We start from the raw sequence: 25,218 nt of genomic DNA, 5'->3' as shown, positions 1-25,218 counted from the left end.
TGGCTCATTTGACGGCGCCACTGGTGATTCCGGAGATGATTTTGCGTTGCAGGATCACGAAGGTGATGAGCAGCGGCAGGCTCATCAGGACGATGTAGGCGAAGATGAGGTGCCAGTTCTGCAGGTAGAGTCCGCTGCTGGCCACTTGGTACAGGTTCAACGGCAGCGTGTCGAGGCGCCCGCCGATCACGAAGAGCGCGTAGAAGACGTCGTTCCAGACGTAAAGGCAGATCAGGATGGTTGCGGTCGCGATGGTCGGGCCCAGCAGGGGCAGGATGACGCGGACGAACACGCGGATCGGGCCGGCGCCGTCGACCCGTGCTGCCTCCTCCAGTTCGGTGGGGATGGTCCGGACGAAGCCGGTGACGAAGAACACCACGGTAGACATGTACATGCCCATGTAGACGCCGATCATACCCACAGCCGTCCCAGCAAGACCCATTTGACGCAGCAGGAGAACGATCGTGACCACAGCCGGGGGAAGGACGATGCCGCTGATGGCCAGGGCGTACACGAACGCGATGCCCTTGCCTCGCCGGCGTCCCAGGATCCATGCGGCCATTGAACCAATGACGAGGACCCCGGCCACGGACAGGACCATGATCAGCATGCTCCCGAGGAAGGCAGGGACCATGCGGCCTTGCTGGAAGACGGTTGCGAAGTTTTCGAACAGTTGCCAGTGGGTGGGTGGTGCGAGGTTGGGGTTCAGTGCCTCTGCTTGGTCCTTCCCGGCTGTGGCAATGACAAGCCAGAAAGGAACCCCGAGCAGGAGGACAACGAGCGCAATCGCCAGGGCGGGTTGGAGGAGGCCTTTGGGCTTCCATGCCATCCTGCGCTGGGCGGCTTGGTGTGCCGAATTCTTGTCGGTGGTGGGCAGTGGTGCGCCGGTGACGGTCATGAGAGTACGTCCTCTCGCTTCCTGAGGAATTTGATGACGGGGAATGCCAGGATCGTAACCATGAGAAATAGCGTCAGGCTCATGGTGGTGGCCTGGGCGAAGAGGCCCTGGCCGAAGGTGCGGAACACGAAGATGTTCAGCAGTTCGGTGCTGCCGCCTGGGCCTCCGCCTGTCGTGGCTTGGACGATGTCGAAGCCGTTCATCGAACCCAGCAAAGCGGTGGCGACGTTGAAGGTGATGGCCGGGGCGAGCAGTGGAAACCGGATGGAGGTGAAGGTCTTCCACCAGGTGGCGCCGTCGATGCGGGAAGCTTCCATGATGTCAGGAGAGATGGTCTTGAGTCCGGCTAGGTAGATGAGCATGGAAAGGCCCATCCATTTCCAGGCGTGGATGAGGGCGACGACGACGATGGTCCATGTGGTGCTGCCGAGCCAGGCGATATCCACGTGCTGGCCGGTGAGGGCTCCGAGGATCGCGTTCAGGGTGCCGTCGGGCTTCAGGATGGCCCGGAAGACGTAACCAACGGCCAGGGCGGACATAACGACCGGGACGAAGAAGGCCACCCGGGCTGCACGGTTAATGCGTGTGTCGGCCTCAAGGATCAGGGCCAGGATCAGCCCGAAGAGGTTCTGGAAGATGGCCACCAGGACGGCGTAGATGAGTGTCGTGCGAAGGTCCGCGAGCAGGCTGCCGTTCTGCAGAAGAGAGGTGACGTTGTCGAGTCCGGCGAAGTTGATTTGTGTCTTGAAGCTCGACCAGTCCGTGAACGCGTAGAAGAAGTTGAAGAGCGTCGGAATGAAAAAGAACACGGTCAGTACCGCCAGGGCGGGGAACAAGAACCATGCGGGATGGTCCTGGCGGCGGCGGGACGTGGGCCGGCGGTCGCCGGTGTGCGTGCCGGTGCGGGAACGTGGTGGGGAGAGCTGTGCGGTCATGGAACTTTCCTAGGGTGGGGGCGGGGGGAGGGTGCCGGGCCGGTTTCCCGGTCCGGCACCAGGCTTTGCTAGAAGCCCTTGGCTCCTTGGGCCTTGGCGAGGCTCGCGAATTGCTGCTGCGTCGCCTCCGTGACCTGCTGCGGGGTCTTGGTGCCTTGGATCATATCGCCGAGGTTCAGGTACAGGTCGGGGTTGGCGACCGCGAGGGCCTGCATGGACCCCACTGATGTCGGGACCGCGGCTGCGGCGGCTTTGAGGGCGTCGGGGACGGTCGAGGGGGTCTCGACGCCCTGTTGGATCGAGACGGTCGACTGGGCCTTGACGAAGTCGGCGTAGCCGTCGCCCATCCAGTATTCAAGGAACTGCCGGGCGGCGGCTTCGCGGTTGGTGTCGCCGGTTTTGAACGCCACGAGTGCGTTGCTCTGGTCCGGGATGAAGGTCCCCATGTTTCCCTTCGGGGAGATTGGGAAGAAGCCGATCTTGTCGTTGAGGGTCTTGGTGTCCGACATTGCCTGAAGCTGGCCGAAGAACGAGTTCACCTGTACCGTCATGGCCGCGTCACCGGCAAGAAGGGCCTTGCCTTGGTCTTCGAACGTTGCGGTCTTGAGGTTGCTGTTGAACAGCCCTTCCTTGATCAGGCCGTTGTAGTTATCCACGGCCGTCTGGATCGTCGTGTCGGTGAACTTCTCCTGGTTGGTGTTGACGCGGTCCCAGAGTCCGGCCTTGGCTGCGTCGGCAAGCTGGACTTGGACCCACCATTGGGTGGCCCAGGGAGTGCCGCCGCCGAAGTCGTAGAAGGGGGTAACGCCTTTGCCCTTGATGAGGCGGGCGTCGGTAAGGAACTCGTCCCAGTTCTTCGGCGTGCTGGTGATGCCGGCCTTGGCGAACACCTCCTTGTTGTAATAGACGCCTTCAACGGCCGGGCTGCTGACGAGCGCCGCGTACCGGGTGCCGTTCAGTTGCCCCGTCATGTCGCCAAGGCCTGCGGTGTACTTGGAGACCCATGGTGCACCGTCCAGGGACTGGAGGGTCTGTGTGGCATTAAGCGAGGTGAGCTCGGATGCGGTCGGCTGCCAGAACGCCAGGTCCGGTTTGTCGCCGGTGGCGACCTTGGTTTGCACGCCTTGTTCGTAGGGGTCGGGGATGGTGACGACGTTGACTTTTGCGCCGGTGGCCTTCTGGAAGCCATCGATGACCGACTGGGGGGTCTTGTTGGAGTTCTGGGCGGCCCAGATGGTGAGGGTGACGCCGTCGAGCTTCGTTGACTGGGACGGCCAGGCTGCGGGACCGGAGGCCGCATCGGGTGCGGCCGGGCTGCTGCAACCGGTGAGGAGCGCCGCGGTCATTACGGCGGCGGCGACGGTGCCTTTCCATGCGTGCTTCATGTTCTTAGTTTCCTTCAGGAAGGGTGGATGGGGAGGGTTGGTGATGGATCGTGCTTGCACCGGGCTGGGCCGATGGTGTGAGGATGAACGTCCTGGCTGTCGGGGATTCGACAGTTGAGCGGACGGTCAGGGTGCCGGTATCGGCATTCCACCGGGTCTCCCAGGCCGGGAGTGATCGGGGGAAAACTGTGGTGACGTCCAGGCTGCGTCCGGCCAGGGCCGGCAGCCGCAGCACCGTTCCGTCGGTGCCCTCGCCGCGGTCCCATACCGACAGGACCACGCGGTCAGGAGTGTGGAGTGCCGAGGCGACCCACCGGTCGTCCCAGCCTGCCAGGCCCAACGGCCATGATGGGGTGGCCTGCACCAGGTTCGGTCTGAGGCAGCGGGCCGTGTAAACGGCGTCCCTGACCAGTCTCAGCTGGGCAGCGTCCATGCGGTTGAGGTAACCGGAGAGGTAAAAACGACCCGCGAGGCCGGTGACGAGGGTGAAGGCGCTCTGCTCCGCTGTCATCTCCGGCTGGGGGTACGCCCAGTTCGCGGCGGCCTCGGGGAGCATCGACATCGGCGCCGAGGCCGCGATCGGCGGGTACCGCCAAGGATCCTGCTGATCGGAGGTGGACTGCAGGTGCATGCGTGCCATGAGGGCCCCGTCCGTGCGCATCCCGCCGGAGGAGCAGTTTTCCAGGACCAGGGCCGGGTGCCGGTCCAGGAGGGCGTCGATCCATTCCAGGTGCGCCCTGTTGTGGCCCAACAGCCCCGCACCGACACTGTCGGCCGCGTGGTCGGTTCCCGGACCGGCGTCGATGTTGTAGTCGAACTTGAAGAAGCCGATGCTGAACTCGGCCACGAGCCGGTCCACGACCTCGTCCAGGTGCGTGCGCGCAGCGGAATGGCGCAGGTCCAGGTGGTAGCGGCCCTGCTCTTCGACGCGGAAACCGCCGCGTTGGAGGAACGCTTCCTCAGGCAGGGTCCGGGCCACGGGGCTGTTGACCCCAACGACCTCGGGCTCGAGCCAGAGTCCAGGGGTCATTCCCCGGGAACGGATGGCAGCGACGACCTCGCCCAGACCCCTCGGAAAGCGGGTGGTCGAGGGCACCCAATCACCCACACTGTCCCACCAGTCCGGGGAGTTCGAGTACCAGCCGGCGTCGATGCAGAAGGTTTCCGCCCCGACGGACGCGGCAGCATCGATCAGTGGCAGCAGTTTCTCTGTCGAGGGGTCGCCGTTGAGGGTGTTCATGTAGTCGTTGAAGACGATGCTCGGCCGGGCGTTGTCCGCGTGCGGACGACGGGTGCGGCGTCGGGCACCGGTCAGGGCGGCCGCGGCCTCGGTGAGGTCCTTTCCGACGGCGATGACCGCCGGGACCGTGGTGAAGGACCCCCCCGGGGCCAGCGGCTGGGACCACTGGTGGTCCCGGTCGGTCGGCCCGGAGAGGGCGAGGTAGCAATCTCCGTGATGCTCCCCGACTTCCCACCTCCACGGGCCGTTGTGCGCCACTTCCCAGAGCCACGCGAGGCCGTGCGCCTCGGAACGAACGGCAGCCACCGGAAGGTGTCCGCCCGTGGACCACGTGCCGGTCGCGATCCGGACAACCGCCGAGCGCGGCGTGTGGCCTGTGAGATCCTGACTCAACTCCGGCAGGAATCCACCGCCGCGGAGTACGTTCTCCCTCCACCGCCCCTCGCCGAGCCAGTCACTGAAGCCCTCAACCAGTACCCAGCCCCCGGCCGGGTCAGCAGCGTGGATACCGCTGGCCGTGCCGAAGGGGGAAACCCAGCTCGTCACCGAGGTCAGAAGGATGTCGTACTTGCTTGTGTTCTCCACCGTAACGCTGGACCGGAAGGCCCCGTCCTGCCCCGCAATGCAGAGCCGGGCTCGGAGGCCATCGGCAGTAGCGAGGAGGAAGGAAATCGAGGAGGATTCCTTGTCGACCTCGTGGGAGACGTACCGCAATTCCGTACCGATCGATGTCTGGACAAGGCGACTATTCGCCAGGATGTGACCCCTACCGGCCGCCAGCACCTCGACCAGGGGCAGCGCCGCAGGGAACTCGACAGACAGGGATCCCGAGACCAAACCCAGCAGGTGCAGCGGGGAGGCAAGGCTGTGGCCGAAGGTCAGGCAAAGCCCCTCGACTGTCCAGTCGATACGCTCCACGGCCGGAACCCCCACCGGCGTCCGACTAAAGGGCGCAAAGGGATCGAACTCTGTGATAGCGGTTTCAGACAAGATCTAATTCCTTCTCGGTTAATTGGATAGCGGATGGAGTGGCTGGGTTCAATGTGAGGCATGTGACCGTAAGCACATTTGAAACCGCTATCATTATGAACTAATAGATCCCTGCTTGACAAGACTTTCCGCTACACGTTTGTCAAGGACGGGTCCAAGGGCCCGTTGGTCCTGGGATCAGAAACGCCGCTGCTGACCGTGAGCGGTGAGCAGCATTCGTGCAGCCCATAGCACACTCAGTTCACCCCGAGTGCCGTCGTACTTAGTTGATGAGTATCATCCGGTGAAGGATCCTCCCTCTGCGGTCCAGTCCGCTTGGCTACTGGACTTTCTCGTTCCCAAGCGAAGGAACTGTCTCTGTGCCGGAACCGTCAGCGGTGGTTGCTTGAACTGAAGCAGCCGGATTGTCAGCGCAAGGACAGCAACATGCCAGATAACGTCAACGACGTTCCGCATCTCAGCAAACACTGCCAACTATCGACGCGGTTCGCAGGCCGGGCAACCGGATATCTGGATTGGGTGTGGAAATACGTCACGACAGTGGTGCCATCATGAACGCTTTCGCAGCTCGGTCCCAAATCGGAAGCGCGCATTTCGCTTGATCACGACCCTGCGCACTGCCCGTTCGTCGATAGGTTGCGCCTTCCGCACTAAATATGTGTTTGGCCATTTGACTGTCCTTGCTAAATGCCCCGCCGAAGGTCATAGTTGTTCAACAAGTATTATCTTTAGAAAGCAGGCGAGGAGCTCGGCATCATGCCCTAGCTGGCTCCGCATACGTTGGCCTTTGTGCACGGCAACGAAGGCGATTTTGCCCTACTGCCAAAATTGCGGGTCGGCCGCCACGGTTTTGCATGGACCACGATGCTCTTTCGTATCGTGTGCCACGATTCGCTCCTTCGGACTGCTAGTTGGACTCTCAACGCTAGGAATGACTTATGACAATGGCGCCTCGCGCAATGACTCAACCCGGTGATCTAGGTGCCCAACCCATCCGCCGCCTCTCCCCAAACGCACAACTGACAGAAGTGCAACTGCCTGGAGCAGGCACTTTCGCCCTCATCACGTTGACCGGTGGTGAGGGCAAACCCGCTACCTTTGGGCCCGAATCGATGGAGGCACTGCGGGCGCTGCTGCAAGAACTCGCGGAACGGGTGGACGCCGGACATGTGGCCGGCGTTGGCATTACTGGCCAGAACCGGTTTTTCGTTGCCGGCGCAGACCTGAAGGCTTTGAAAGGCGTGAAGGACTTGGAGTCGGCCCGGGTTATAGCTCGCCTGGGTCATCAAGTCTTTGGCGCAATCGCAGCTTTGGACGTTCCAACCTTCGCCTTCATCAATGGTGCGGCCGTAGGCGGCGGTTTGGAAGTTGCCTTGGCTGCCCGCTACCGAACAATCTCAACGGGTGCCAAAGCGATCTCTCTGCCCGAGGCTTACCTGGGCCTGGTGCCCGGCTGGGGTGGGGTGTATCGACTTCCTCGGCTGATCGGTCCCGCAAATGCCGTGAAGGTCATGATAGGGAACCCGCTGAGCAACAATAAGGTCCTTGACGGTCGGTCAGCCTATGCGCTCGGCATTGCAGACGCTATATTCGACAGCCCTGATTTCCTAAGTCAGTCCTTGGCCTGGGCGGACGGCATTATCACCGACGCTGCACGCAGGCAAGAACTTGACGAACGGCAGGCCTCGATTGCCGGCTCCACAAAGGAGGAGTGGGACGCAGCCGTGGCCGCAGGCTGGGCCATCGTTGAGTCGAAGACCTCCAATGCCGCACCTGCCCCTGCTCGTCTGCTGGAGTTGCTCGAACAGGGCAGGAGTCTGGACCAGGCGCAATCCGCAGATTTGGAAGTTAACGCACTCGGCGAACTGATCTTGACACCGCAGTTCAAGGACTCCGTGTACGCGTTTCTTGAGCTTCTGCAGCGTCGAGCCAAGAATCCGTCCCTCGCACCAAACCCGGCGCTTGCCCGAAATATCGATAGGATCGGCGTCGTCGGCGCGGGACTGATGGCTTGCCAGCTAACCCTTTTGTTTGTACGTGAGTTGCGGGTCCCAGTAGTGATGACGGACCTCGACCAGGACCGTGTGGATAAGGGCGTAAGTTACGTCCACGCCCAGGCCGATAAACTGTTTGGCCAGAAGCGCATCTCCTTAGACGATGCGAACCGAATCAAAGGCCTCGTCAGCGGATCAGTTTCCAAATCGGCTTTGGCTGACGCTGACTTCGTGATCGAAGCGGTCTTCGAAGACCTCTCCGTCAAGAAGCACGTCCTCGCTGAGATCGAGTCCGTCGTTTCCGAAGAGTGCATTCTTGCCACCAATACGTCGTCGCTGCTGGTCACCGAAATGGCCGCTGACCTCCTGCACCCGGAACGCGTTGTAGGATTTCACTTCTTTAATCCGGTCGCCGCCATGCCCTTGCTGGAGATCGTGCAAGCAGCCAAGACCAGCGATGAAGCCTTGGCTACAGCGTTCGTCCTCGGCAGAACGTTGAAGAAGACTTCTGTGCTTGTCCGCGACTCCACGGCATTTGTGGTGAACCGTGTGCTCCTACGGCTGGTGGCGGAGGTCTTGCGGGCCTTTGATGAGGGCACCCCCGCTGAAGTCGCGGACAAAGCACTCAAGCCCATGGGTCTGCCAATGACTCCATTTACTCTTTTGGCCATGATCGGTTTTCCGGTCGCGCAGCATGCTATGGAATCCCTAAATAACGCCTTCGGCACCCGGTTCCCACTCTCGGCCAATCTCCAGAAACTTATCGACCACGGCATAACTTCGCTGTGGACCTCTGACCCCTGCGTCAGCCCGCATATACCACGGTCTACCTTGGGCATTCTCGAATTGGCTGACTGCCCGGCCACTTCGGAACAGTTGCTGGAGCGTGTCCAGGACGCCTTGGCACAAGAGATCGGGCTTCTGCTTGACGAAGGAGTCGTCACCTCGGCGGAGGATGTGGACCTGTGCATGATGGCAGGTGCGGGCTGGCCGCTCCACTTAGGCGGGATCACCCCCTACCTGGACCGGACAGGCGCCTCCCAGAGAGTCAACGGGAAGCCCTTTCACCTTGACAGGGGGTAAAGTTTTGCGGCGAAGAGCACATGTTGGACCTTTAATAGTGTGTTGGGGCTCCGCAGCGCGGAGTGGCTTTGGCCCGGTTGCGAGCGATCGGCGTGATTTCCTGGTGAGCCAATAATTTGCCCACTGCCGCCGAGCGTGCCGTTGAAGGTCCGAGTTGAGGTTGCCACTATTCCTTGGAAGGCGCGCGTATCGGCATTGCTGGAGCCGGCGGAGCCGGCACCAAGGCTTATTCGCGTCATCGTTGGCTTTGCCCGCCAGAATGGGAGTTGCCGACCTGCTAGATTCAATCCTTGATTGTGGATCACTTAACAACTTCCGATTGCTGATCAGTAAGTCGTTGCGCGAGGTTGTTCCAAGGAGTATTACATGGGTAAAGAGCAGGCTGTGCAGGAAGCGGGAGGTTGGCTTTCGCGGAGTGCGGACGGTCAGGACAGGGATCTGGTGCCAAGGCCGGCCGTGCGGGGGAGTGAGGGGGCGCAGACTGTGGCTCCTCGCCGCCGCACGCAGCAGGAGCGGCGCGAGGAAGCCGAGGTGCGGCTTCTTGACGCCGCGCTCACCCTTCTTTCGCGCAAGGGTTGGGTGGGGATGACCTTGGCGGAGGTCGGCCAGGCGGCCGGTTACAGCCGGGGACAGGCAGCTCAGCACTTCGGTAGTAAGGGTGCGCTTTTGCGGGCCTTGACCTTGCATATCACCAGCTCGTTCGCCGACGAAATGAAAGCCGCGCCGCCACCCCCACCTGGTCTGCAGGCGGTACTGGGCTATGTCCGCGTCTACCTGGGTCGCGGCGATCCGAAGTGGACAAACACCCGCTCACTTCTTTTGCTGCTGGCGGAGTCCTTACTGGAGAACTCTGAGACAGTCGGCGTTGTCGCCGAATATCACCGTGAGATGTTTGCTTGGCTGGAAGACAACCTGCGGGTGGGAATTACCCGCGGCGAGGTGCGCAGCGATATCGATCCCGCGCTCGGGGCTGAGTTCGTCGTTGGCGCCATGCGAGGGCTGGCATTACAGCGTCTACTGCAGGGCCCGGTGTCAGACATACGTGGAATCAGGGACCAGGTAGTGCAGTTAGTCGAACACATGTTCGCAGCTCCGATCTGCCACAACCTGAACGACGGAGCAACCGATAAGCGATGACATACGGGAGATGCTCCATCAAACGGCGGTAAAGTTCTTCCCCAACGGACCCTCTGACATCTAGTTGCTGGGACCGAGGGATATCGGAGTGATCTCGCGTAAACTCCTAGGGGCTCGCCAGCGAACACGCCGCTCCCAAACGCTGGCACCGTATTTACTGCCAGGACCATACGGTGCCGGAGGTGAGCTCCATGACGTCTTGGAGACCAAGGCGGAATACTGGCTTCCGAAGAGCCCGGGTCGAAGCTCGACAAGCGGAGCAGGTTCCTCCTACTCACAATCCTCGGGGTGAGAAAAGCACTGCACATTTTCGGAACTACCAACTACTTGTTTATCGATCAGCAAGTGATATGGTTGACGGCACTTGATCAATTGCCGACCTGGCTCGGACTCTCGCTCCACTTTCGTGTGGCAGAACTGGAGTAACCATGACCGACCGCGTAGCGATCGCTGGAATTGGAATGAAGTCTTACCCGAAGGTTCCTGATCGATCTTTGGGGAGTCTCTCGGGAGAAGCTGTGCGCAGTGCCACGGGGCTCGGTGGGAGAGTTTCCGTCAACCCGAGCGGCGGATTGCTCAGCCGGTATCACCGCATTGGAGCGACCAGGACCGCCCAAATATTCGAACTTGCCCGGCAGTGGCGCGGGGAAGCGGTCGAACGGCGGCGGGAGTCAGCAGAGGTCGCGTCGGTCAAAGACTCAGGCGGACAGTTGGGCGGCGATTCGGCGGCCGCGGCGGTCTCCATCGTCGCAGCCTAGAGGTGCCGTGAAAAGGGATGAGTCGATGATTCGTTTTGAAGAACGCTTTCTCACGAGCGCCGGTCTGTTTAGCACCGTTTTGGGTTTTGGCGCTATGGAGCTGCGAGGCGCTTCGCACCGCGTGCCTCGTCTACTCGATGAGGGAGTTGCAGAATTGCTCCTCAACACTGTCCTGGACGAAGGCATCGGATTCATCGATACTTCGATCGACTATGGCGAAAGTGAGGGACTCATAGGGCGCCATATAAGTCATCGTCGGTCGGAGTATCTGCTTGCGTCCAAGGTGGGCTGTCCCCTGAATCACCAGCCTGACGGCCCGTCCAACGGCCCTCTGATCCATGACTATTCGCCCTCGAATATCCGTGCAGGAATCGAGCAAAGCCTCTCGCGTCTTCGCACAGATTATCTGGACCTGGTGCAGGTCCATATAGGACCCTCTGTGGCGGTTCTTCAGCGTGACGACGTGCTGGGGACACTGGAACGTGCCCGGGAGGAGGGCAAAGTGCGAGCGATTGGCATATCCTCCACTCTTCCGAACCTCCTTGACCACATCGACCTCGGCGTATTTGAGACCTTCCAGGTCCCATACTCGGCACTCGACCGTGATCTGGAGGATTGCCTGCCGTTGATCAGAGCCACCGGTGCCGGGGTGATAATTCGGGGAGGAACGGCACGCGGACCACTGGCCAAACGGACCCCCGACAGCCGGGCTGATCTACGCCTTGACGATCTGTTCGACGGGGACGACTTGCAGGGATTCCTCCTTCGCTTCGTGATGACGCGGGCCGAAGTATCCACCGTGATCGTCGGTACAGCCTCTCCTGAGCATGTCCGGGAGAATGCCAAGGCCGCAGCTCGAGGAGGCCTTGCCGGGGACGTATACGCAGAAGCACAGCGGCGACTGGACATTGCCGGATTCCGCACCTTGGATCCACGCAAATAGACCTTTTGATACGCCCCACGGATAGGCCGGTTCTTACTGCGCGAAACGGCTGGATACAGGACTAGTCGAACAAGTCCAAGGCCCCCTGGGCTCGGTTGCAGTCGGGAATCTCGCCCTCCGCACAACAGAAAGCGAATGATGATGAAAAGCTCCACTTTTCTCGTGACGACTCGTATCCCTGAGACAGGCATGAGCATTCCGGTAGAGGCTGGCGAAGTTGCACCGCCCGCTGTGTCCGACGGCTGAGCGGCTCCAGGAATACTGCTCCCAACGGGAAGCTCTTCACCTTCTTTAGTCGCACCAACAATTCACGTTAACAGCAATGGAGAACCAATCATGGAGAAAATCATCGTCCTGGACGGTGCGCGCACCCCCACCGGCAGTTTCGGCGGCATCTTCAAGGATGTCCCCGGCCATGTTCTGGGGGCGACCGCCAGCAGGGCAGCCTTGGAACGCTCCGGCGTTCCCGGGGACGACATCCAAGAAGTCGTCATGGGTTGCATTGGACAGGTGGGGGCCGATGCATATAATGCCCGGCGGGTCGCCGTGGCGGCAGGATTGCCGACACGGGTCCCGGCCTACAACGTAAACCGGCTCTGCGGCTCGGGGCTGCAGGCCATCTGGTCGGCAGCTATGGAAATGCAGTGGAACCAGCTTGACTTCGCCTTGGCTGGCGGCAACGAGTCCATGACCCGTATGCCGTACTACGACTTCGGCGCGCGTCAGGGCTACCGTCTTGGCAACCGTTCTCTAAGCGACGGTACTGTCATGATGCTCACGGACCCTTTTGACGGCACCCACATGGGAGTTACTGCCGAGAATGTAGCCGGTAAATACAATGTTTCCCGCATGGAGCAAGACGAGTTCGCTGTGGAATCTCAACGCCGCGCCGATGCGCCCGAGGCCCGGGCGGCTTTCGCTGAGGAAATAACGCCCGTCGTTGTCGCCGGCCGCAAACCTTTCACAGCTGAGACGGATGAGCACCCCAAACCAGAGACAAACATTGAGACCTTGGCGGGATTGCGTCCTGCTTTTGCCACAGGTGGGACCGTAACGGCCGGCAATGCTTCGGGCATCAATGACGGCGCCGCGGCCGTGGTCTTGGCTCGCGAGTCAGTTGCTGCCGAGCGGGGTCTGAAGGGCTTGGTTAGTCTCGAGGCTGTGGCCACCGCCGCCATGGAACCTGAACTCATGGGGTATGCACCTACGCTGGCGTTGAGGTCACTGTTCGAGAAGACCGGCACGACGCCAAAGGACATCGGTTCGATTGAACTCAACGAGGCCTTCGCCTCACAAGCGGTAGCTGTCATCCGGGATGCCGGGCTCGATCCGGCCCAGGTGAATCCTTATGGTGGCGCCATTGCCTTGGGTCATCCAGTCGGTGCCACCGGGGCGATCCTGACACTCCGCCTTGCAAAGGATATGGCGCGCCGAGACTTGGAACTCGGAATTGTCACCATGTGCATCGGTGGAGGACAGGCACTCGCAGCACTCTTCCGGAGGATCTGATGCCCAAGCCAGTAACTTTGACGAAGGCCGGCGGCGTCGGACACCTGCAGCTCAACCGCCCGGAGGCAGCCAACACGATCAATATGCCGTTCGCGGAGGCCCTCGGAGAGGCGGTCGACCGTATCGCGCAGGACGACGCCGTTAAGGCGGTCTTGCTGACCGGTAACGGGAAGCGGTTCTGTGCTGGTGGAGACATTTCTGCGTTCGCAGAGTCCTCAGACCAAGGAGGATTTCTCTCTAAGCTGGCGGCCACGATTGATGGTGGCGTACAGGCACTCGAATCTCTGCAAAAGCCCGTGGTAGCGGCCGTTCACGGAGCCGTTGCCGGTGGCGGGCTTGGCATCATGCTGGCCGCCGACGTTATTATCGCAGCGGAGGGAACGAGTTTTGTGTTTGCCTACCCTTCCATTGGCCTCACTCCTGACTGTGGCACCTCAGCGAGCCTTTCCCGGACCATGGGGCTACACCGCGCACTGGCCTTTGCATTGTCCGGAAGGCCATTGGACGCCGGTCAAGCGCTCAACCAAGGACTTGTTACAGAGGTCGTCGTCGACCCACTGGCCCGCGCTGGTGAGGTGGCCTCAGCCTGGGCGTCCGGTGCGTCCGGTGCGTCCGGTGCGCTCGGCGATGTCCGAAGAATGCTGCGGCAGGCCCCCGGCCTTTCACGCGCGGAGGTAGGCGAACGCGAGGCTTCGACCATCGGCCGGCGCATGGCTACCGATGAGGCTCAAGTCCTCATCCAGTCATTCCTTGGCCGTTGATCGACGCCGGGCTTCAGCTTTTCACCTTCTGAGCGCCCCCGTCAGACCCGTTCCCGCCAATCCAACACTAAGCCTTAGTAATGACTAAGAAAATAGTTGTTCAACAACTAGTATTTGTGCTCTATTCGTCGTAAATTGGGATACGAAACCGAAAGTCTTTACCCGCCGAGGAGGGTTCTCCATGAAGGTTGTTGTGCTGGCGAAACAGGTTCCGGATACTTGGTCAGATCGTAAGATCGACCTGGAATCCGGACTGCTGGACCGCGGTGCGTCCGAGCCTGTGCCGGACGAGATTAATGAGAGGGCGCTGGAGAACGCCCTTCAGTTTAAGGATTCGAGTAAAGACACCGAAATTGTGGTGGTGGCAATGGGGCCGGAGGACGCGGGCAAGACCCTCCGGAAGCTGTTGTCGATGGGCGCGGATTCCGCGGTGTTGGTCTCGGATGGCGCCTTGGCGGGCGCCGATATGGTGCAGACAGCGCGGGTGCTGGCAGCCGTCGTCGGAAAGCTCGGAGCGGTGGACCTTGTTGTCGCCGGAAACGCGGCCACGGATGGGCGCGGCGGTATGGTCCCTGCAATGGTGGCTGAGATCCTGGGGTGGCCGGTGCTGCCTTCCTTGGATGAGGTGACAATCGCCCCGGATGCCGTATCGGGTGTGGCTCAGGTGGACGGCGGTGTTTTGCGCTTGTCGTCGGGTTTGCCGGCCGTGGTGTCGGTCACGGAGAAGTCCGCGGATGCGAGGTTTCCAAACTTCAGGGCGATTATGGCCGCGAAGAAGAAGCCGTTGGTCAGTTGGTCGCTGGACGATGTGGGAATCGCCGCCACTCCGGAAGTTGCATCGGTGATGGTCTCGGCGTCGGCCCGCCCTGCTAAGCAGGCCGGCCCGAAGGTTGTCGACGACGGCACGGCGGCAGCGCAGCTGGCCGAGTTCCTGGCGGCAAAGCGCCTCATCTGAACCCGGGCGATTTCTTTTTGACACAGAAGTTATAAAGCTGAAGGAAAATACCATGGCAAACACCGGAAATGTTCTGGTCCTGATTGAGACGACCCGCCAGGGATCGCCGAAGTCCACTGCGGCGGGCCTGCTGAGGCTGGCGGCTGACATTGGCAGTCCCGTAGCCGTGGCGGTTACTGCCCCGGGGAGATCCGGGGACTTAGTCGCTGACTTGGGGACACTGGGAGCGGCCCACGTGTACCTGGCCGAATCGGAGGCAGCCGGCACCGAGTTGGGATCCGCGCAGGTCGGTGCCCTTGCAGATGCGGTCCGTGAGTACGGGGCGAGCCTGGTTTTGGTTCCGGCGACGAATGATTCAAATGCTGTAGCTGGCAGACTCGCAATCGTGGCTGGTGGTTCCGTGGCCGCCGATGCAGTCGCGGTTCGCTTTGACGAGGAGAGCCAAGAGACCATTGCTTTCCATTCTGTGTTCGGAGGGGACTTCACAACTGAGTCGACAGTGGAGGGTGGCCTGATGGTGGTCACGGTGCGTCCGGGCAGTACGGAGGGCGCGGCCGAAACCGTCGCATCCCCTGTGGTCACTACCGCTCACATATCAACCATGACGGCGAAAGGCGCCACGATCGATGAGGCCACCGAGGCCGGGGCGAATGCAGACAGGCCGGTGTTGAGGGGGGCGAAGAGCGTTGTTTCTGGCGGACGCGGTGTCGGTTCAAAGGAGGCGTTTAGCCTCGTGGAGGACCTTGCAGACGCATTGGGGGCGGCGGTGGGGGCCTCGCGTGCTGCTGTTGATGCCGGGTACGTGCCGCAGTCTTACCAGGTTGGCCAGACTGGTGTGACGGTGACGCCGCAACTGTATGTGGCTCTGGGGATCTCCGGGGCGATCCAGCATCGGGCTGGGATGCAGACTTCCAAAACAATCGTTGCTATTAACAAGGATGAGGATGCTCCTATTTTTGACGTCGCGGATTTTGGCGTCGTCGGGGACGTGTTCACTGTGGTCCCACAGCTGATCGAGGAGATCAACAACAGGCGCAGCTGACCGCTGCTGGCAGTCCGCTCCCCGTCCAGGGCCATGAGCACTGGCCCGGGGGAGGCCTCCCAACCAATTTTTAACCGATGTTGATACCCAGTTGAAGGACCGAGATCTATGACTAGCGATGAGAACCCCGTTCATGCACCGAAAAGGCGCCGCATGGCTGGATACACGCCGCTAGCCGCCGAGCACACCGACGGTGAGTCCGTGGCCGAGGAACGCACATACGACCATTTGCCGCAGCAACAGTTGGGCGATTCGGTTGCCGGGAAGGCCATGACGCCGGTCCCCATAACGGAAGTTTCTCCTTCGGTGAGTAAGGCGCAGCTCGACGAAATGGACGTGCCACCGGAATCCGGGGTGCAGGAACGCGAGGAACGGGAGCATGCTCCTGCGCGCAAGCGCCGGATGGGCTCCGCCTCGCCGGCTGCTGGAGAGCACGAGGTCGAGGCGCCATCGAATACTTCAGCGGGTGCCGCCCAAGCGGATTTGGTCACACCGACGGCTACTGCGTCCTCTTCGACTCGTTTGGCCGGCACAAAAGGCGGGGCTGGAAGCGTCACCGCAAACAGGTCGACCGTGGCCAGTTCGGCATGGCGGAAGCCGGCCGTGACTACGGCCATTTTGCTGATTCTGGGCCTTCTAGTGGTGATTGGCGCCCGTTGGCTACGCACCCTTGACGGTGTCCAGGATTTCCTTATGGCCTATGACGGGCACGCATGGCAACCCGAAGTCGCTCCGGACGGGATCCCGCCATGGCTGGGCTGGCAACACTTCCTCAACGTATTCTTCATCGTGCTGATCGTCCGCACGGGACTCCAAGTACGTACGGAGCGAAAGCCTCCGGGCTACTGGACAGCGAAGAAGGACTCGTTTTTCTCGCCGAAGGGCAATAGCCCCAAAAAGGTCTCATTGTCCCAGTGGCTGCACCAAAGCCTTGATGTGCTCTGGGTAGTCAACGGGATGATCTTCGTCGCGCTGCTATTCGTCAGCGGGCAGTGGATGCGGATCGTACCGATGAGCTGGGACGTTTTCCCAAACATGCTCTCTGCGGCCATTCAGTACGCCTCGCTGGACTGGCCTGCCGAAAACGGTTGGCTACACTACAACGCACTGCAGGTAATGGCCTATTTCCTCACCGTGTTCGTCGCCGCCCCGTTGGCAGTCCTGACGGGCGTCCGGATTTCGACGTGGTGGCCCGAGCGCGCCAAGCGCCTCACGAGGCTGTACCCGGTGGGATGGGCGCGAGCATTGCACTTTCCGGTGATGCTCTACTTCGTAGCTTTCACGGCGGTGCATGTGTTCCTGGTGTTCTTCACCGGAGCCTTGCGGAACCTGAACCACATCTACAGCTCCCGGGACATCGTGGATTGGTGGGGCCTCGCCATTTTTCTAGTCTCCGTGCTGGTCATCGCCGCAGCCTGGTTCCTTACCAGACCGCTGTTCACCACACCCATCGCCGCGCGCCTGGGCAAGGTCACCAAATAGCCTAAACAAACTCGTTCCCGACTCAGGCGTGAGTGACATTCCGCAACTTCGTCCACTGAGTGGGGTAGAGGCGGCGTCGGCGCGAGGCCAAACCTGTGGGCTCGTCGCGTTGCGCGGCTTGGTTCCGCCAGAACATGGACCGGATTTAGCCCGAGTGCGCATGGCTCATCGGATCTCTTTCGATCCCCGGGGATCAAGTGCAGTGCAACATGTGGTTTCCGCGGCGTCCGCATACCCGTTGATGCAGGCAATACCCGGCCGTTGCTTGTGCTGGTCTTGGTCTGCTGATCCGCCCGCGACTTCGCCATGCGAATCGTGCCGTTCAAACCTTACGGCCCCGAGGCCAGGAGCGGGGTCGGTCGGGCCCAATAGATTCTGGAGGCTTCGTTCCTCCGGGCCGGCATCTAAATCTTCGCCGGAGAACTTCAATAACCAGCTGCATGTAATCGACTATCTGTAGGCCGTTTCAGCCGGAAATTGGAGCCACGTTGGTGGCTCGTTGAAGGTCAAAAGAGCGCTAAGAATCAGGCCTGCTTGTTACCGAATCATGGTTTCAGGGGCTTGCCCGTATAGAGATAACCGGGTGGGGACTCAGGCCCGCCACCTCGGATAGTTTCCTTGCGCCGCTTACCATTGCCGAGCGTATCCGGCGGAAAGGTGGAAAGCAGATGACGGCATCCATTTCCGTACAAGAAAACATCAGAAGGCTGGAGTCCCAGGGACTGCCGGGCCGGGAGATCGCCCCAGGCTGGGCGTCACGGGGTCCTCGGTGACCAAGTATGCCGATCAGGAGCGGTACTCCCCGGAGGCGGCCTCATCCGGTTTTGCGATTCTTCCATTCGAAGAGGAGCGCCCGGAGGGTTCTAGACGCGGCCTCATCGGGCAAATTCGAGGGAGCGGATGCGAGGCCTTGACAAGTGGAAGCAGGGCGTCATAGATTCAGCTGTACTGAAGGTCGGGACGACGTGCCGGACAATGGCACGATTGACTTGTAGGATCTGGTCCGGCTTTAGCTCGGCCAATGAAACTAAATGTGTGTAAATGCAGTGCGGGATCATCGGCGAATCCCAGCACAAAATCAACATCAATGAGGAGTGAGAATGGCTGCAAGAGACACCAACTCGTGGGAGACTGCAATTGCGAAAATCGAACCTCACGACGTGATAGTCCGAGGCGAGCGGATGAGTGAGCTCATCGGTAACGCTTCGTTCGCCGAGGTGGCGTACTTGATCCTGTCCGGCAAGCGCGCAACCAAGGGGCAAGCGAGAGTTCTTGAAGCTCTTCTCGTTTCGGTCATGGATCACAGCATCGCGCCATCGAGCACGGTCGCCAGGCTTCTGGCATCGTACGGTGTGCCCATCCAGGCGGCCATCGCAGGTGGCGCATTGACCTTCGGAGACATCCAGGGTGGTGCTGGTCAGGAACTGGCGCGCAACCTCAGCGCAATCGTTCAGCGGGTCGCAGCAGAGGGCGATGTAACTGACGAGGCGCTGCAGAACGCGGCCAAGGAGCTGGTCGCCGACAGTAGGGCGCGTCGGATACCGCTCGACGGGTTTGGTCACCCACAGCATGATCCTGATTTCAGGACACCCATTCTGCTGGAATTGGCCAAGAAGGAGGGTGTCTTCTCCCATCACTCCGCCTTGCTCAGCCACCTCGAGGACGCGCTTGCCGAGGCAATCGGGCGCAGGGTCGGTGCGAATATTGATGGGGCTTCTGCTGCCCTCCTTCTCGATCTTGGGCTCAAACCGGATGTGGCGCGAGCCCTTATCGTGACGCCCCGCACTGTCGGCCTCGCCGCACATTACCTGGAGGAGATTGAGCAGGGGAACACATGGCGACACGTTCCCGTCGCGCAGGTCACGTACACTGGCGCCCTGCCAGAAGAGTCGTGATAGTGCCGTGAAGGGTACGGATACGGTCAAACCGCTGTCGGGAGTGACTGTTATTGATTTGACACAATTGATGGCGGGGCCGTCAGCGACGATGTTGCTCGGCGATATGGGGGCTGACGTCATTAAAATTGAGCAGCTCGAGGGTGAGCTGTCTCGGCGCCTCGGTACTTCGGTGAAGTCGCTCTTCTTGGCGAACAACCGAAACAAGCGGTCGATGGCGATGGACCTCAAGCACCCTCAGGCGAGGGAGATCGTGCGCGAGCTGGTCGCGCGAAGCGACATCTTTGTTCAGGGTTTCAGTCCCGGGGCAATGGACCGACTGGGCCTGGGGTACGAGGATCTCATTAAGGTTCAACCGCGCCTCGTTTATGCGTCATTGTCCGGCTTTGGAACCTCGGACACGGGGACCAGCCGTAAGGGCGTCGATGCGGTGGTCCAGGCCGAGACTGGGATTATGGCCGCGACGGGGGAACTGGATGGCTCCCCCATGAAGGTTGGCTTTCAAGTAGTGGACGCAGCAGCGGGTCTGGCGCTCGCGCAAGGGATACTGGCATCGCTGCGGTTGAGAGACATGACTGGTGAACCCCAGTACCTGAGTACCTCGCTCTATCAGGTGAGCGCCTTTCTCCAAGGTCACTATTTCGTTGAGGCTTCCATTACGGGTGGCGAGGTGTCGAGAATAGGCAACACGGGCGGCACGCTGGCCTATCCCACTGACCTGTTTGTGACGTCTGATCGGGGATACGTCCAGGTTGCGGCGTACCTCCCGGAGCAGTGGCGGTTGCTGTGCGCAACCATCGAGAGGGCCGACCTCGTTGCGGACCCGCGTTTCGCCGACGTGTCCGCGCGGGTGCAGAATCAGGCATTACTGAGGACCGAGTTACAGAATGCTTTCAGTACTCGTTCCAGGGATGAGTGGACCTCCCGGTTCCGCGCCAGTGGCGTTGTGGCCGGCCCTGTGTTGAGCCATGGTGAGGTCATGCGTAGTGATGAGGCGAGCCGCACCAACTGTTTCGTCGATGGTGAGTTCGACGGCCAGGCGTATAAGAGCGTGCGCATCCCAATCACGTCCGCACCATACGAGCAGAGCCCCGTCTCGGCCCCCCGCCTGGGAGCAGACACGGACGCCATTCTCGCGGATCTCGGTTACACCGAAGAGCAAATACTGGCACTCAGCGAGGCGGGAACGACCCCTGCCCGCTGACCATTGATCCTCATCGCAAGGTCGCCGTCGACATAGACATAGTAGCGGATTCACGAGAAATAGTTGTTGAAATGCACTCTGACGAGACTGACGATGAGCGGCCTCCAGATTTGCGGAGCGTGGGTGATCAGCGTGCGTCGCCGCAGGAACGTGCGACGAGATTCGCTGCTGCATCGTGCAGCAGCATAATGCTAGGAAGGTAGTTGAACATGGGTGTTCTAGAAGGTCGGGTCGCGATTGTTACTGGTGCGGGGCAGGGGCTCGGGCGCGAGCACGCGTTGCTGTTTGCCGCAGAAGGGGCTCTGGTCGTGGTGAACGACGTCGGCAGATCGACCTCCGATTCGGGCTCAAGCCTCGCTCAGAGCGTGGTCGACGAAATCACGGCGTCGGGTGGGCAAGCGGTAGCGAACACCGATAGTGTCAGCGACTGGGCCGGTGCGCAGCGTTTGATCGAGACGGCCGTGAAGGACTTCGGAGACTTGCACGTCGTGGTCAATAATGCAGGGATCCTTCGCGACCGGATGCTGGTCAACATGACGGAGGAAGAGTTCGACTCGGTCATCAACGTCAATCTCAAGGGGACGTTTGCCGTGAGTCATTTCGCCGCGCAGTACTGGCGCGAGCAGTCGAAACTGGGGCTCGACGCCGATCGAGCCATCATTAACACCTCGTCGGGGGCAGGGATGCAGCCAGGTATCGGGCAGACCAACTACGCTGCCGCGAAGGCGGGTATCGCAGCAATGACGCAGGTCGCGTCGAAGGAACTGAGACGGATCGGTGTGCGGGTCAACGGCATCGCGCCGTTCGCAAGGACTCAAACCACCCAGGCGACGCCCGGGCTAGTCGAGCGCCTCGCCGAAGCCGAGTCGCGCAATGGCTTCGATCCCTATCATCCAGGGAACGTATCACCCCTGGTGACCTATCTGGCGTCGAGCCAATGCCACATGACCGGCCATATGTTCCGCGTCGTTGGCGACTTCATCGGTGTGTATGAGGGGTGGCACCTCGTCGACTCCTTCGAGAACGGGCAGCGATGGGAAGTCACTGGCGTAGCACAGGCATTGGCCGGAGTTCCCTCCGAACCTGTGACAGACGCACCCAAGATGCCCTCATAGGTGCGTGCATGAGATCGCGAGGCGTTAACCGCGGCGCGTTTCCTGTCGAGAGAACTCCCCGAAAGAGGACACAATAAAGGTGAATGCAGTGCCAGAGCCATACGTCTTCCTTACCCGTCCGCTGTCCGAACGGGTCATGCGGGGCGCCCGGGAGTCAATACCTGCCGAACTCCGAGTGCATGCCGACATTGACGGCCCCCCATCTCGGGAGTCGCTCCTCGAGGGCTCCCGAGGTGCCTCAGGCATCATCGCAATGCTGACCGAGAGTATCGACGAGCAATTGCTGGAGGCAGCAGGGCCACAGCTCCAGGTCGTCGCCAATGTCGCGGTTGGCTTCGACAACATTGACGTGGAAGCCGCAGCTCGAAGAGGGGTCATCGTTACCAACACACCGGGGGTGCTTGACGAGGCCACCGCCGACCTGACACTCGCGCTGATCCTCTCGACCGCGAGACGGGTGGTCGAAGCGGACAGGTTTGTGCGCACAGGACGGCCGTGGATCTGGGGCCCGCAAAGTTTCGTGGGTCTCGACCTCAGCGGCGGTGCCACCTTGGGTATAGTCGGCCTCGGACGCATCGGGATGGCAACAGCGCGTCGTGCTCATGCCTTCGGCATGAATATCCTCGCCACCGGCAGCCGAGCCACTTCGCAGGAGGCCGTTAGGCTCGGGGTTGAGGCGGTAAATCTCGAACAGCTCCTCGCTTGCAGCGACGTGGTCTCCTTGCATTGTCCCCTGACTCGGGACACCCGGCACCTCATAGGAGCCGAGGAGCTCGCCACGATGAGGAAGGGAAGCTATCTCATCAACACCGCTCGCGGTCCTCTTGTCGATGAGGAGTCGCTCGCCGATGCCCTTGAGAGCGGCCATCTGGCAGGTGCAGGTCTCGACGTGCACGAGAATGAGCCGCAGGTCAATAAGCGACTGCGTCGGATGGAGCAGGTTGTGGTTCTGCCGCATATCGGGAGCGCCGCCGCTGCGACTCGTGACGCCATGGGGACCATGGCGGTGAAAAACGTCGCTGAGGTACTTCTCGGACGACCGCCCCTGACTGCGGTTGCTTTGTGAAAGCGAGAACGTGCGAGCTCTGCGGGGTAAATAGAACAAAACATGTGGAAGGTGTCGGACGTGTCATGTTCCTCCTGTCCATCCGGTTCTTGTCTAGAGGCCTTCCTCGGCGTTGAAGCGGATGTTGTAGAGGGGCTGGTCCGTCGAACCCTTCGGGATTCGTCCTGGGGATGATGTTCATTGGATGTTGAAACAGGCAGCGTTCCTTTTAGTTCGAAGTTACATTGGGCCTCTTGGCCGGGTTCCGTTGCGTTCCCGGCCGAGGGGCCACTTTCGTGTGTCATTTGAAGCCACTAAGTTAAGTGTGGGACTGCTGCAGGGATAGGTGCCATAGCGACTGTGGAATCGTGGCATGCACGCATAACTCAGGCGATGACGAAGCCGGGACTACGAGCCGGCTTGTGAACAAGGCCGAGTTGCCCGTGTCAAGTGTTTCTGACCCAGGCCGGACGGACATAGCTTGCCCCACCGGAAGGCTAGAGCTGTTTAGTAGACATGCGAATCTAGGGACTAGTTCGTCCCCACCGGAACAGAACGCACGGCCAGCACCCGTTGACATCAGAACCCGCACCTCAGGTTCAGTAGCCGCCAGAACAATTTGTCCCACCAGTGCCCGCTTGACCGGATCATCCAGCGCATTCAAAGTGTCGGGTCCATCCAGCCTGCAGCGGAGTACTCCAGCTGCAGGCCGGTCAATCCTGAGTTCTGTCATGCCGTCACTCTCAAAATACGAGGCCGCCCCAAGCCCGGGTTCAGTTGTTGCACTCGGATGTCGGGTTTGGCACATCTACCGATCCGCCTGACACGACGAATCGAGCAATCTCCTCTTGGGAGTACCGTCGCGATCGGATAGACCCATGTTGTCGAATGGGGAGTCGGAACCAAACTGGCATAGTCGAAGAGGTGGATATGTCGCTCCGTCGCGGTCTCCAATTGCTAGGGGTCAACGGCATCGGAATGTCGCGGGTTTCATGGAAGCGGTCCAAATTCCGGAATCTGGCAGGCAGTGCGGTACTCCATACTTAGGCGGTGAACCAAGTCAGCCACGGAAGGAGTGTCATAGATAAGATCAATGCCTTGGCCGGCACTCCAGATGTCACGCCATGGTCGACTCTTGGGCGGCAGATGATCATAATTGCCGCGTCCGGAGGAGACAGGAAGATCCTCAGGATCTAAGCCATGCGAGATGAGCGATGGCTTTAGCCAATTTGCTGGAACGGCGGTTACGCTGGTCGTGTAGATCAGATCGGTCGACTTTGCCTCCACAAGCATCCGCCGATAGGCCGGGGGTACATTCGCTTCTTTAGTCGCAATAAAGCGAGTCCCAAGGTATGCAAGGTCGGCACCGAGGACCTCCGCGGACCTAATCGCGGCGCCCGTTGAAACGGTTCCGGCTAAAAGGACTGTTCCATCGAATATACTCCGCACCTGCGGAATGAAGACGAATGGGCTGAGAAGGCCCGAGTGGCCACCCCCTCCGCCGACAATGCACGTCAGACCGTCCACGCCGGCAGAGATCGCCTTCTCAGCGAAACGCATGCTCGTGACATCATGAAAGACCTTGCCACCCCACCCATGCACAGTTTGAGTGAGTTCCGTGGGATCGCCCATGGCGCTGATGATGACTTCTACCCCGTACCGCGCGCAGAGATCAAGATTTACTCTCATCTCATCCGAGGTCCAGCGTCGGGAATAATTCACGGCCAGAGGACCGATGATTGCCGCAGGATATCGTTCCTGATGATCTTCAAGAGCTCTGCGGATATCGCGAAGCCAGTTCCCGAACTCAGTTATGTCCGCGGCGTTATGGCGAGGCAAAACGCCCATAATTCCCGACTTGCAAGCCTCCCTCACCAACTCGGGCCCAGACACCCCCGCCATCGGGGCGCAGACGACAGGAAGAACTAGGGAATTACGTTGTAGTGGATCCAGTGACATGCAGTGCTCCCTACTCTTTTGACCAGGGACCTAGTCGGCAATCTTCGGTGCTCAGTTCTGAGATGAACCGTTACAGGATAACAAATTTGCGAGTCGAATAGTAAGTTTCTTCGCACGGTCTGGGCCACCGCCGGCTGCTGCTCTGGACCGGCGAGACCCTCTCCGACAGAGGCTGCGATCGCCTCCAGCACGTCTTCGACCTCGATGATCCGACCGGCAAGCTGCGGGCGGCATGGAAACGTCAAAGAGCAGCTCCGCGCGCTGCTGCGCACAGGCTCACTCGAAGACGCCGCCGCGAAGAAACGGTTACAGGACCTCGTCGAACACGCCGCCCAGCCCGAAATGACCAGGCTCTGGCGCACCGTCTGCCGCTGGTGGAAGAAAATCGAAGTCCTCGTCATCACCGGCGCAGCCATGGTGCAACGCCCTAAGCATGGTTCCTAAATCCAACATTATGGGGCGGTGCCCCAGCTTGTGCGGGAGCGCTGATCGATGCTAAGCATCCACTAAGCGCCCTCTCCGGTCTCATTGTTGGGAGGCATCCATGCAGCATCGTTTCCTTGCTACTCATTCCTTGCGGTGGGTTGTCCAGGGTCATTTGTCTTCAACTTGGTCTCGGAAGATCCATTTGAGTGTCTCGGGAAACACGGCGCCAGCGTGCCTGAGGCTGTGTCCACCGGTGCCGTACACGAACATGGAGTCGTAGCGGCGGTACTTCAGGGCCGCGTCGAGGTCGTGGTTTGCGATGGGGATGTTGCCGTAGATGATATCGAGATCGCGCGTCCCGGACTGGTGCCAGACGCGGATCGGCTTTCGCGGGGCGCGGCGGACCATGCTTGGCAGGTTGTTCGCACCCAGGATATTGGTGAAGCTGCCGCAGTGCGAGAT

The 25,218-nt window shown here is 60.6% G+C and carries 20 protein-coding genes and 1 pseudogene; 14 read left to right on the top strand and 7 right to left on the bottom strand.

What is annotated here, in order from left to right; all coding sequences use genetic code 11:
• Window positions 1–4 precede the first annotated feature (4 nt).
• From J7I86_RS21815 to J7I86_RS21800, 4 genes are all read right to left on the bottom strand, one after another.
• Window positions 5–898 carry a carbohydrate ABC transporter permease gene (locus tag J7I86_RS21815; protein ID WP_214822952.1) on the bottom strand — a complete coding sequence of 298 codons (894 nt, stop codon included), beginning with the start codon at window positions 896–898 and terminating at the stop codon, window positions 5–7.
• Window positions 895–1,833 carry a carbohydrate ABC transporter permease gene (locus J7I86_RS21810; RefSeq protein WP_214822951.1) on the bottom strand — a complete coding sequence of 313 codons (939 nt, stop codon included), beginning with the start codon at window positions 1,831–1,833 and terminating at the stop codon, window positions 895–897. The genes J7I86_RS21815 and J7I86_RS21810 overlap by 4 nt, the downstream gene beginning before the upstream one ends.
• Window positions 1,834–1,901: 68 nt before the next feature.
• Window positions 1,902–3,218, bottom strand: a complete 1,317-nt coding sequence (locus tag J7I86_RS21805) for an ABC transporter substrate-binding protein (protein WP_214822950.1) — start codon at window positions 3,216–3,218, stop codon at window positions 1,902–1,904.
• A gap of 4 nt (window positions 3,219–3,222) precedes the next feature.
• Window positions 3,223–5,448: a glycoside hydrolase family 36 protein gene (locus J7I86_RS21800; RefSeq protein WP_214822949.1), complete on the bottom strand. Its 2,226-nt coding sequence runs from the start codon at window positions 5,446–5,448 to the stop codon at window positions 3,223–3,225.
• Between the two features lie 959 nt (window positions 5,449–6,407).
• Here J7I86_RS21800 and J7I86_RS21795 point away from each other — a divergent pair.
• The 13 genes from J7I86_RS21795 to J7I86_RS21735 all read left to right on the top strand — a co-directional run bounded on the left by J7I86_RS21795 (window position 6,408) and on the right by J7I86_RS21735 (window position 22,392).
• A complete protein-coding gene (locus tag J7I86_RS21795; RefSeq protein WP_214822948.1) occupies window positions 6,408–8,525 on the top strand; it encodes a 3-hydroxyacyl-CoA dehydrogenase NAD-binding domain-containing protein in 2,118 nt (705 codons plus the stop codon).
• Between the two features lie 366 nt (window positions 8,526–8,891).
• Window positions 8,892–9,662 (top strand): TetR/AcrR family transcriptional regulator, encoded by a 771-nt coding sequence (locus J7I86_RS21790; RefSeq protein WP_214822947.1) that lies wholly within the window; start codon window positions 8,892–8,894, stop codon window positions 9,660–9,662.
• Window positions 9,663–10,090: 428 nt separating this feature from the next.
• Complete coding sequence (locus J7I86_RS21785) at window positions 10,091–10,420, top strand: thiolase C-terminal domain-containing protein (RefSeq protein WP_214822946.1); 330 nt, start codon at window positions 10,091–10,093, stop codon at window positions 10,418–10,420.
• A gap of 25 nt (window positions 10,421–10,445) precedes the next feature.
• Window positions 10,446–11,363 (top strand): aldo/keto reductase, encoded by a 918-nt coding sequence (locus J7I86_RS21780; RefSeq protein ID WP_214822945.1) that lies wholly within the window; start codon window positions 10,446–10,448, stop codon window positions 11,361–11,363.
• Between the two features lie 336 nt (window positions 11,364–11,699).
• Complete coding sequence (locus tag J7I86_RS21775; protein ID WP_214822944.1) at window positions 11,700–12,872, top strand: thiolase family protein; 1,173 nt, start codon at window positions 11,700–11,702, stop codon at window positions 12,870–12,872.
• A complete protein-coding gene (locus J7I86_RS21770) occupies window positions 12,872–13,633 on the top strand; it encodes an enoyl-CoA hydratase/isomerase family protein (RefSeq protein ID WP_214822943.1) in 762 nt (253 codons plus the stop codon). Before J7I86_RS21775 ends, J7I86_RS21770 begins: the two co-directional genes overlap by 1 nt.
• Before the next feature lie 181 nt (window positions 13,634–13,814).
• A complete protein-coding gene (locus J7I86_RS21765) occupies window positions 13,815–14,588 on the top strand; it encodes an electron transfer flavoprotein subunit beta/FixA family protein (protein WP_214822942.1) in 774 nt (257 codons plus the stop codon).
• 52 nt (window positions 14,589–14,640) lie between these two features.
• Window positions 14,641–15,630 carry an electron transfer flavoprotein subunit alpha/FixB family protein gene (locus J7I86_RS21760; RefSeq protein WP_214822941.1) on the top strand — a complete coding sequence of 330 codons (990 nt, stop codon included), beginning with the start codon at window positions 14,641–14,643 and terminating at the stop codon, window positions 15,628–15,630.
• 153 nt (window positions 15,631–15,783) lie between these two features.
• Complete coding sequence (locus tag J7I86_RS21755; protein ID WP_286180141.1) at window positions 15,784–17,112, top strand: cytochrome b/b6 domain-containing protein; 1,329 nt, start codon at window positions 15,784–15,786, stop codon at window positions 17,110–17,112.
• Between the two features lie 1,181 nt (window positions 17,113–18,293).
• Window positions 18,294–19,007 carry a citrate/2-methylcitrate synthase gene (locus J7I86_RS21750; protein ID WP_214822940.1) on the top strand — a complete coding sequence of 238 codons (714 nt, stop codon included), beginning with the start codon at window positions 18,294–18,296 and terminating at the stop codon, window positions 19,005–19,007.
• 7 nt (window positions 19,008–19,014) lie between these two features.
• Window positions 19,015–20,211, top strand: coding sequence for a CaiB/BaiF CoA-transferase family protein (locus tag J7I86_RS21745; protein ID WP_214822939.1), 1,197 nt, complete (start codon window positions 19,015–19,017; stop codon window positions 20,209–20,211).
• Window positions 20,212–20,420: 209 nt separating this feature from the next.
• Window positions 20,421–21,326 carry an SDR family oxidoreductase gene (locus J7I86_RS21740; protein WP_286180143.1) on the top strand — a complete coding sequence of 302 codons (906 nt, stop codon included), beginning with the start codon at window positions 20,421–20,423 and terminating at the stop codon, window positions 21,324–21,326.
• 136 nt (window positions 21,327–21,462) lie between these two features.
• On the top strand, window positions 21,463–22,392 hold the full coding sequence (locus J7I86_RS21735) for a D-glycerate dehydrogenase (protein WP_214822959.1): 930 nt from the start codon (window positions 21,463–21,465) through the stop codon (window positions 22,390–22,392).
• 298 nt (window positions 22,393–22,690) lie between these two features.
• Here the strand turns inward: J7I86_RS21735 and J7I86_RS23390 are convergent, their stop codons facing one another.
• Both J7I86_RS23390 and J7I86_RS21725 read right to left on the bottom strand, forming a co-directional pair.
• On the bottom strand, window positions 22,691–23,104 hold the full coding sequence (locus tag J7I86_RS23390) for an enoyl-CoA hydratase/isomerase family protein (RefSeq protein ID WP_214822937.1): 414 nt from the start codon (window positions 23,102–23,104) through the stop codon (window positions 22,691–22,693).
• Window positions 23,105–23,361: 257 nt separating this feature from the next.
• The gene (locus J7I86_RS21725) at window positions 23,362–24,330 is read right to left on the bottom strand and encodes a nitronate monooxygenase family protein (RefSeq protein WP_214822936.1); all 969 of its coding nucleotides are present in this window, start codon (window positions 24,328–24,330) and stop codon (window positions 23,362–23,364) included.
• Between the two features lie 204 nt (window positions 24,331–24,534).
• Between J7I86_RS21725 and J7I86_RS21720 the strand changes: the two genes are divergently transcribed.
• A complete protein-coding gene (locus tag J7I86_RS21720; protein ID WP_214822935.1) occupies window positions 24,535–24,774 on the top strand; it encodes a hypothetical protein in 240 nt (79 codons plus the stop codon).
• 150 nt (window positions 24,775–24,924) lie between these two features.
• On the opposite strand, the pseudogene J7I86_RS21715 reads toward J7I86_RS21720, so the two are convergent.
• Window positions 24,925–25,218 (bottom strand): annotated as a pseudogene (locus J7I86_RS21715) (hypothetical protein); the annotation flags it as partial.

It is taken from the genome of Arthrobacter sp. ISL-95 (assembly GCF_018613695.1).
Taxonomy (GTDB): domain Bacteria; phylum Actinomycetota; class Actinomycetes; order Actinomycetales; family Micrococcaceae; genus Arthrobacter.
The sequence above is the reverse complement of the archived record's forward strand: the minus strand, read 5'-3'. Positions and strand labels throughout refer to the sequence as shown.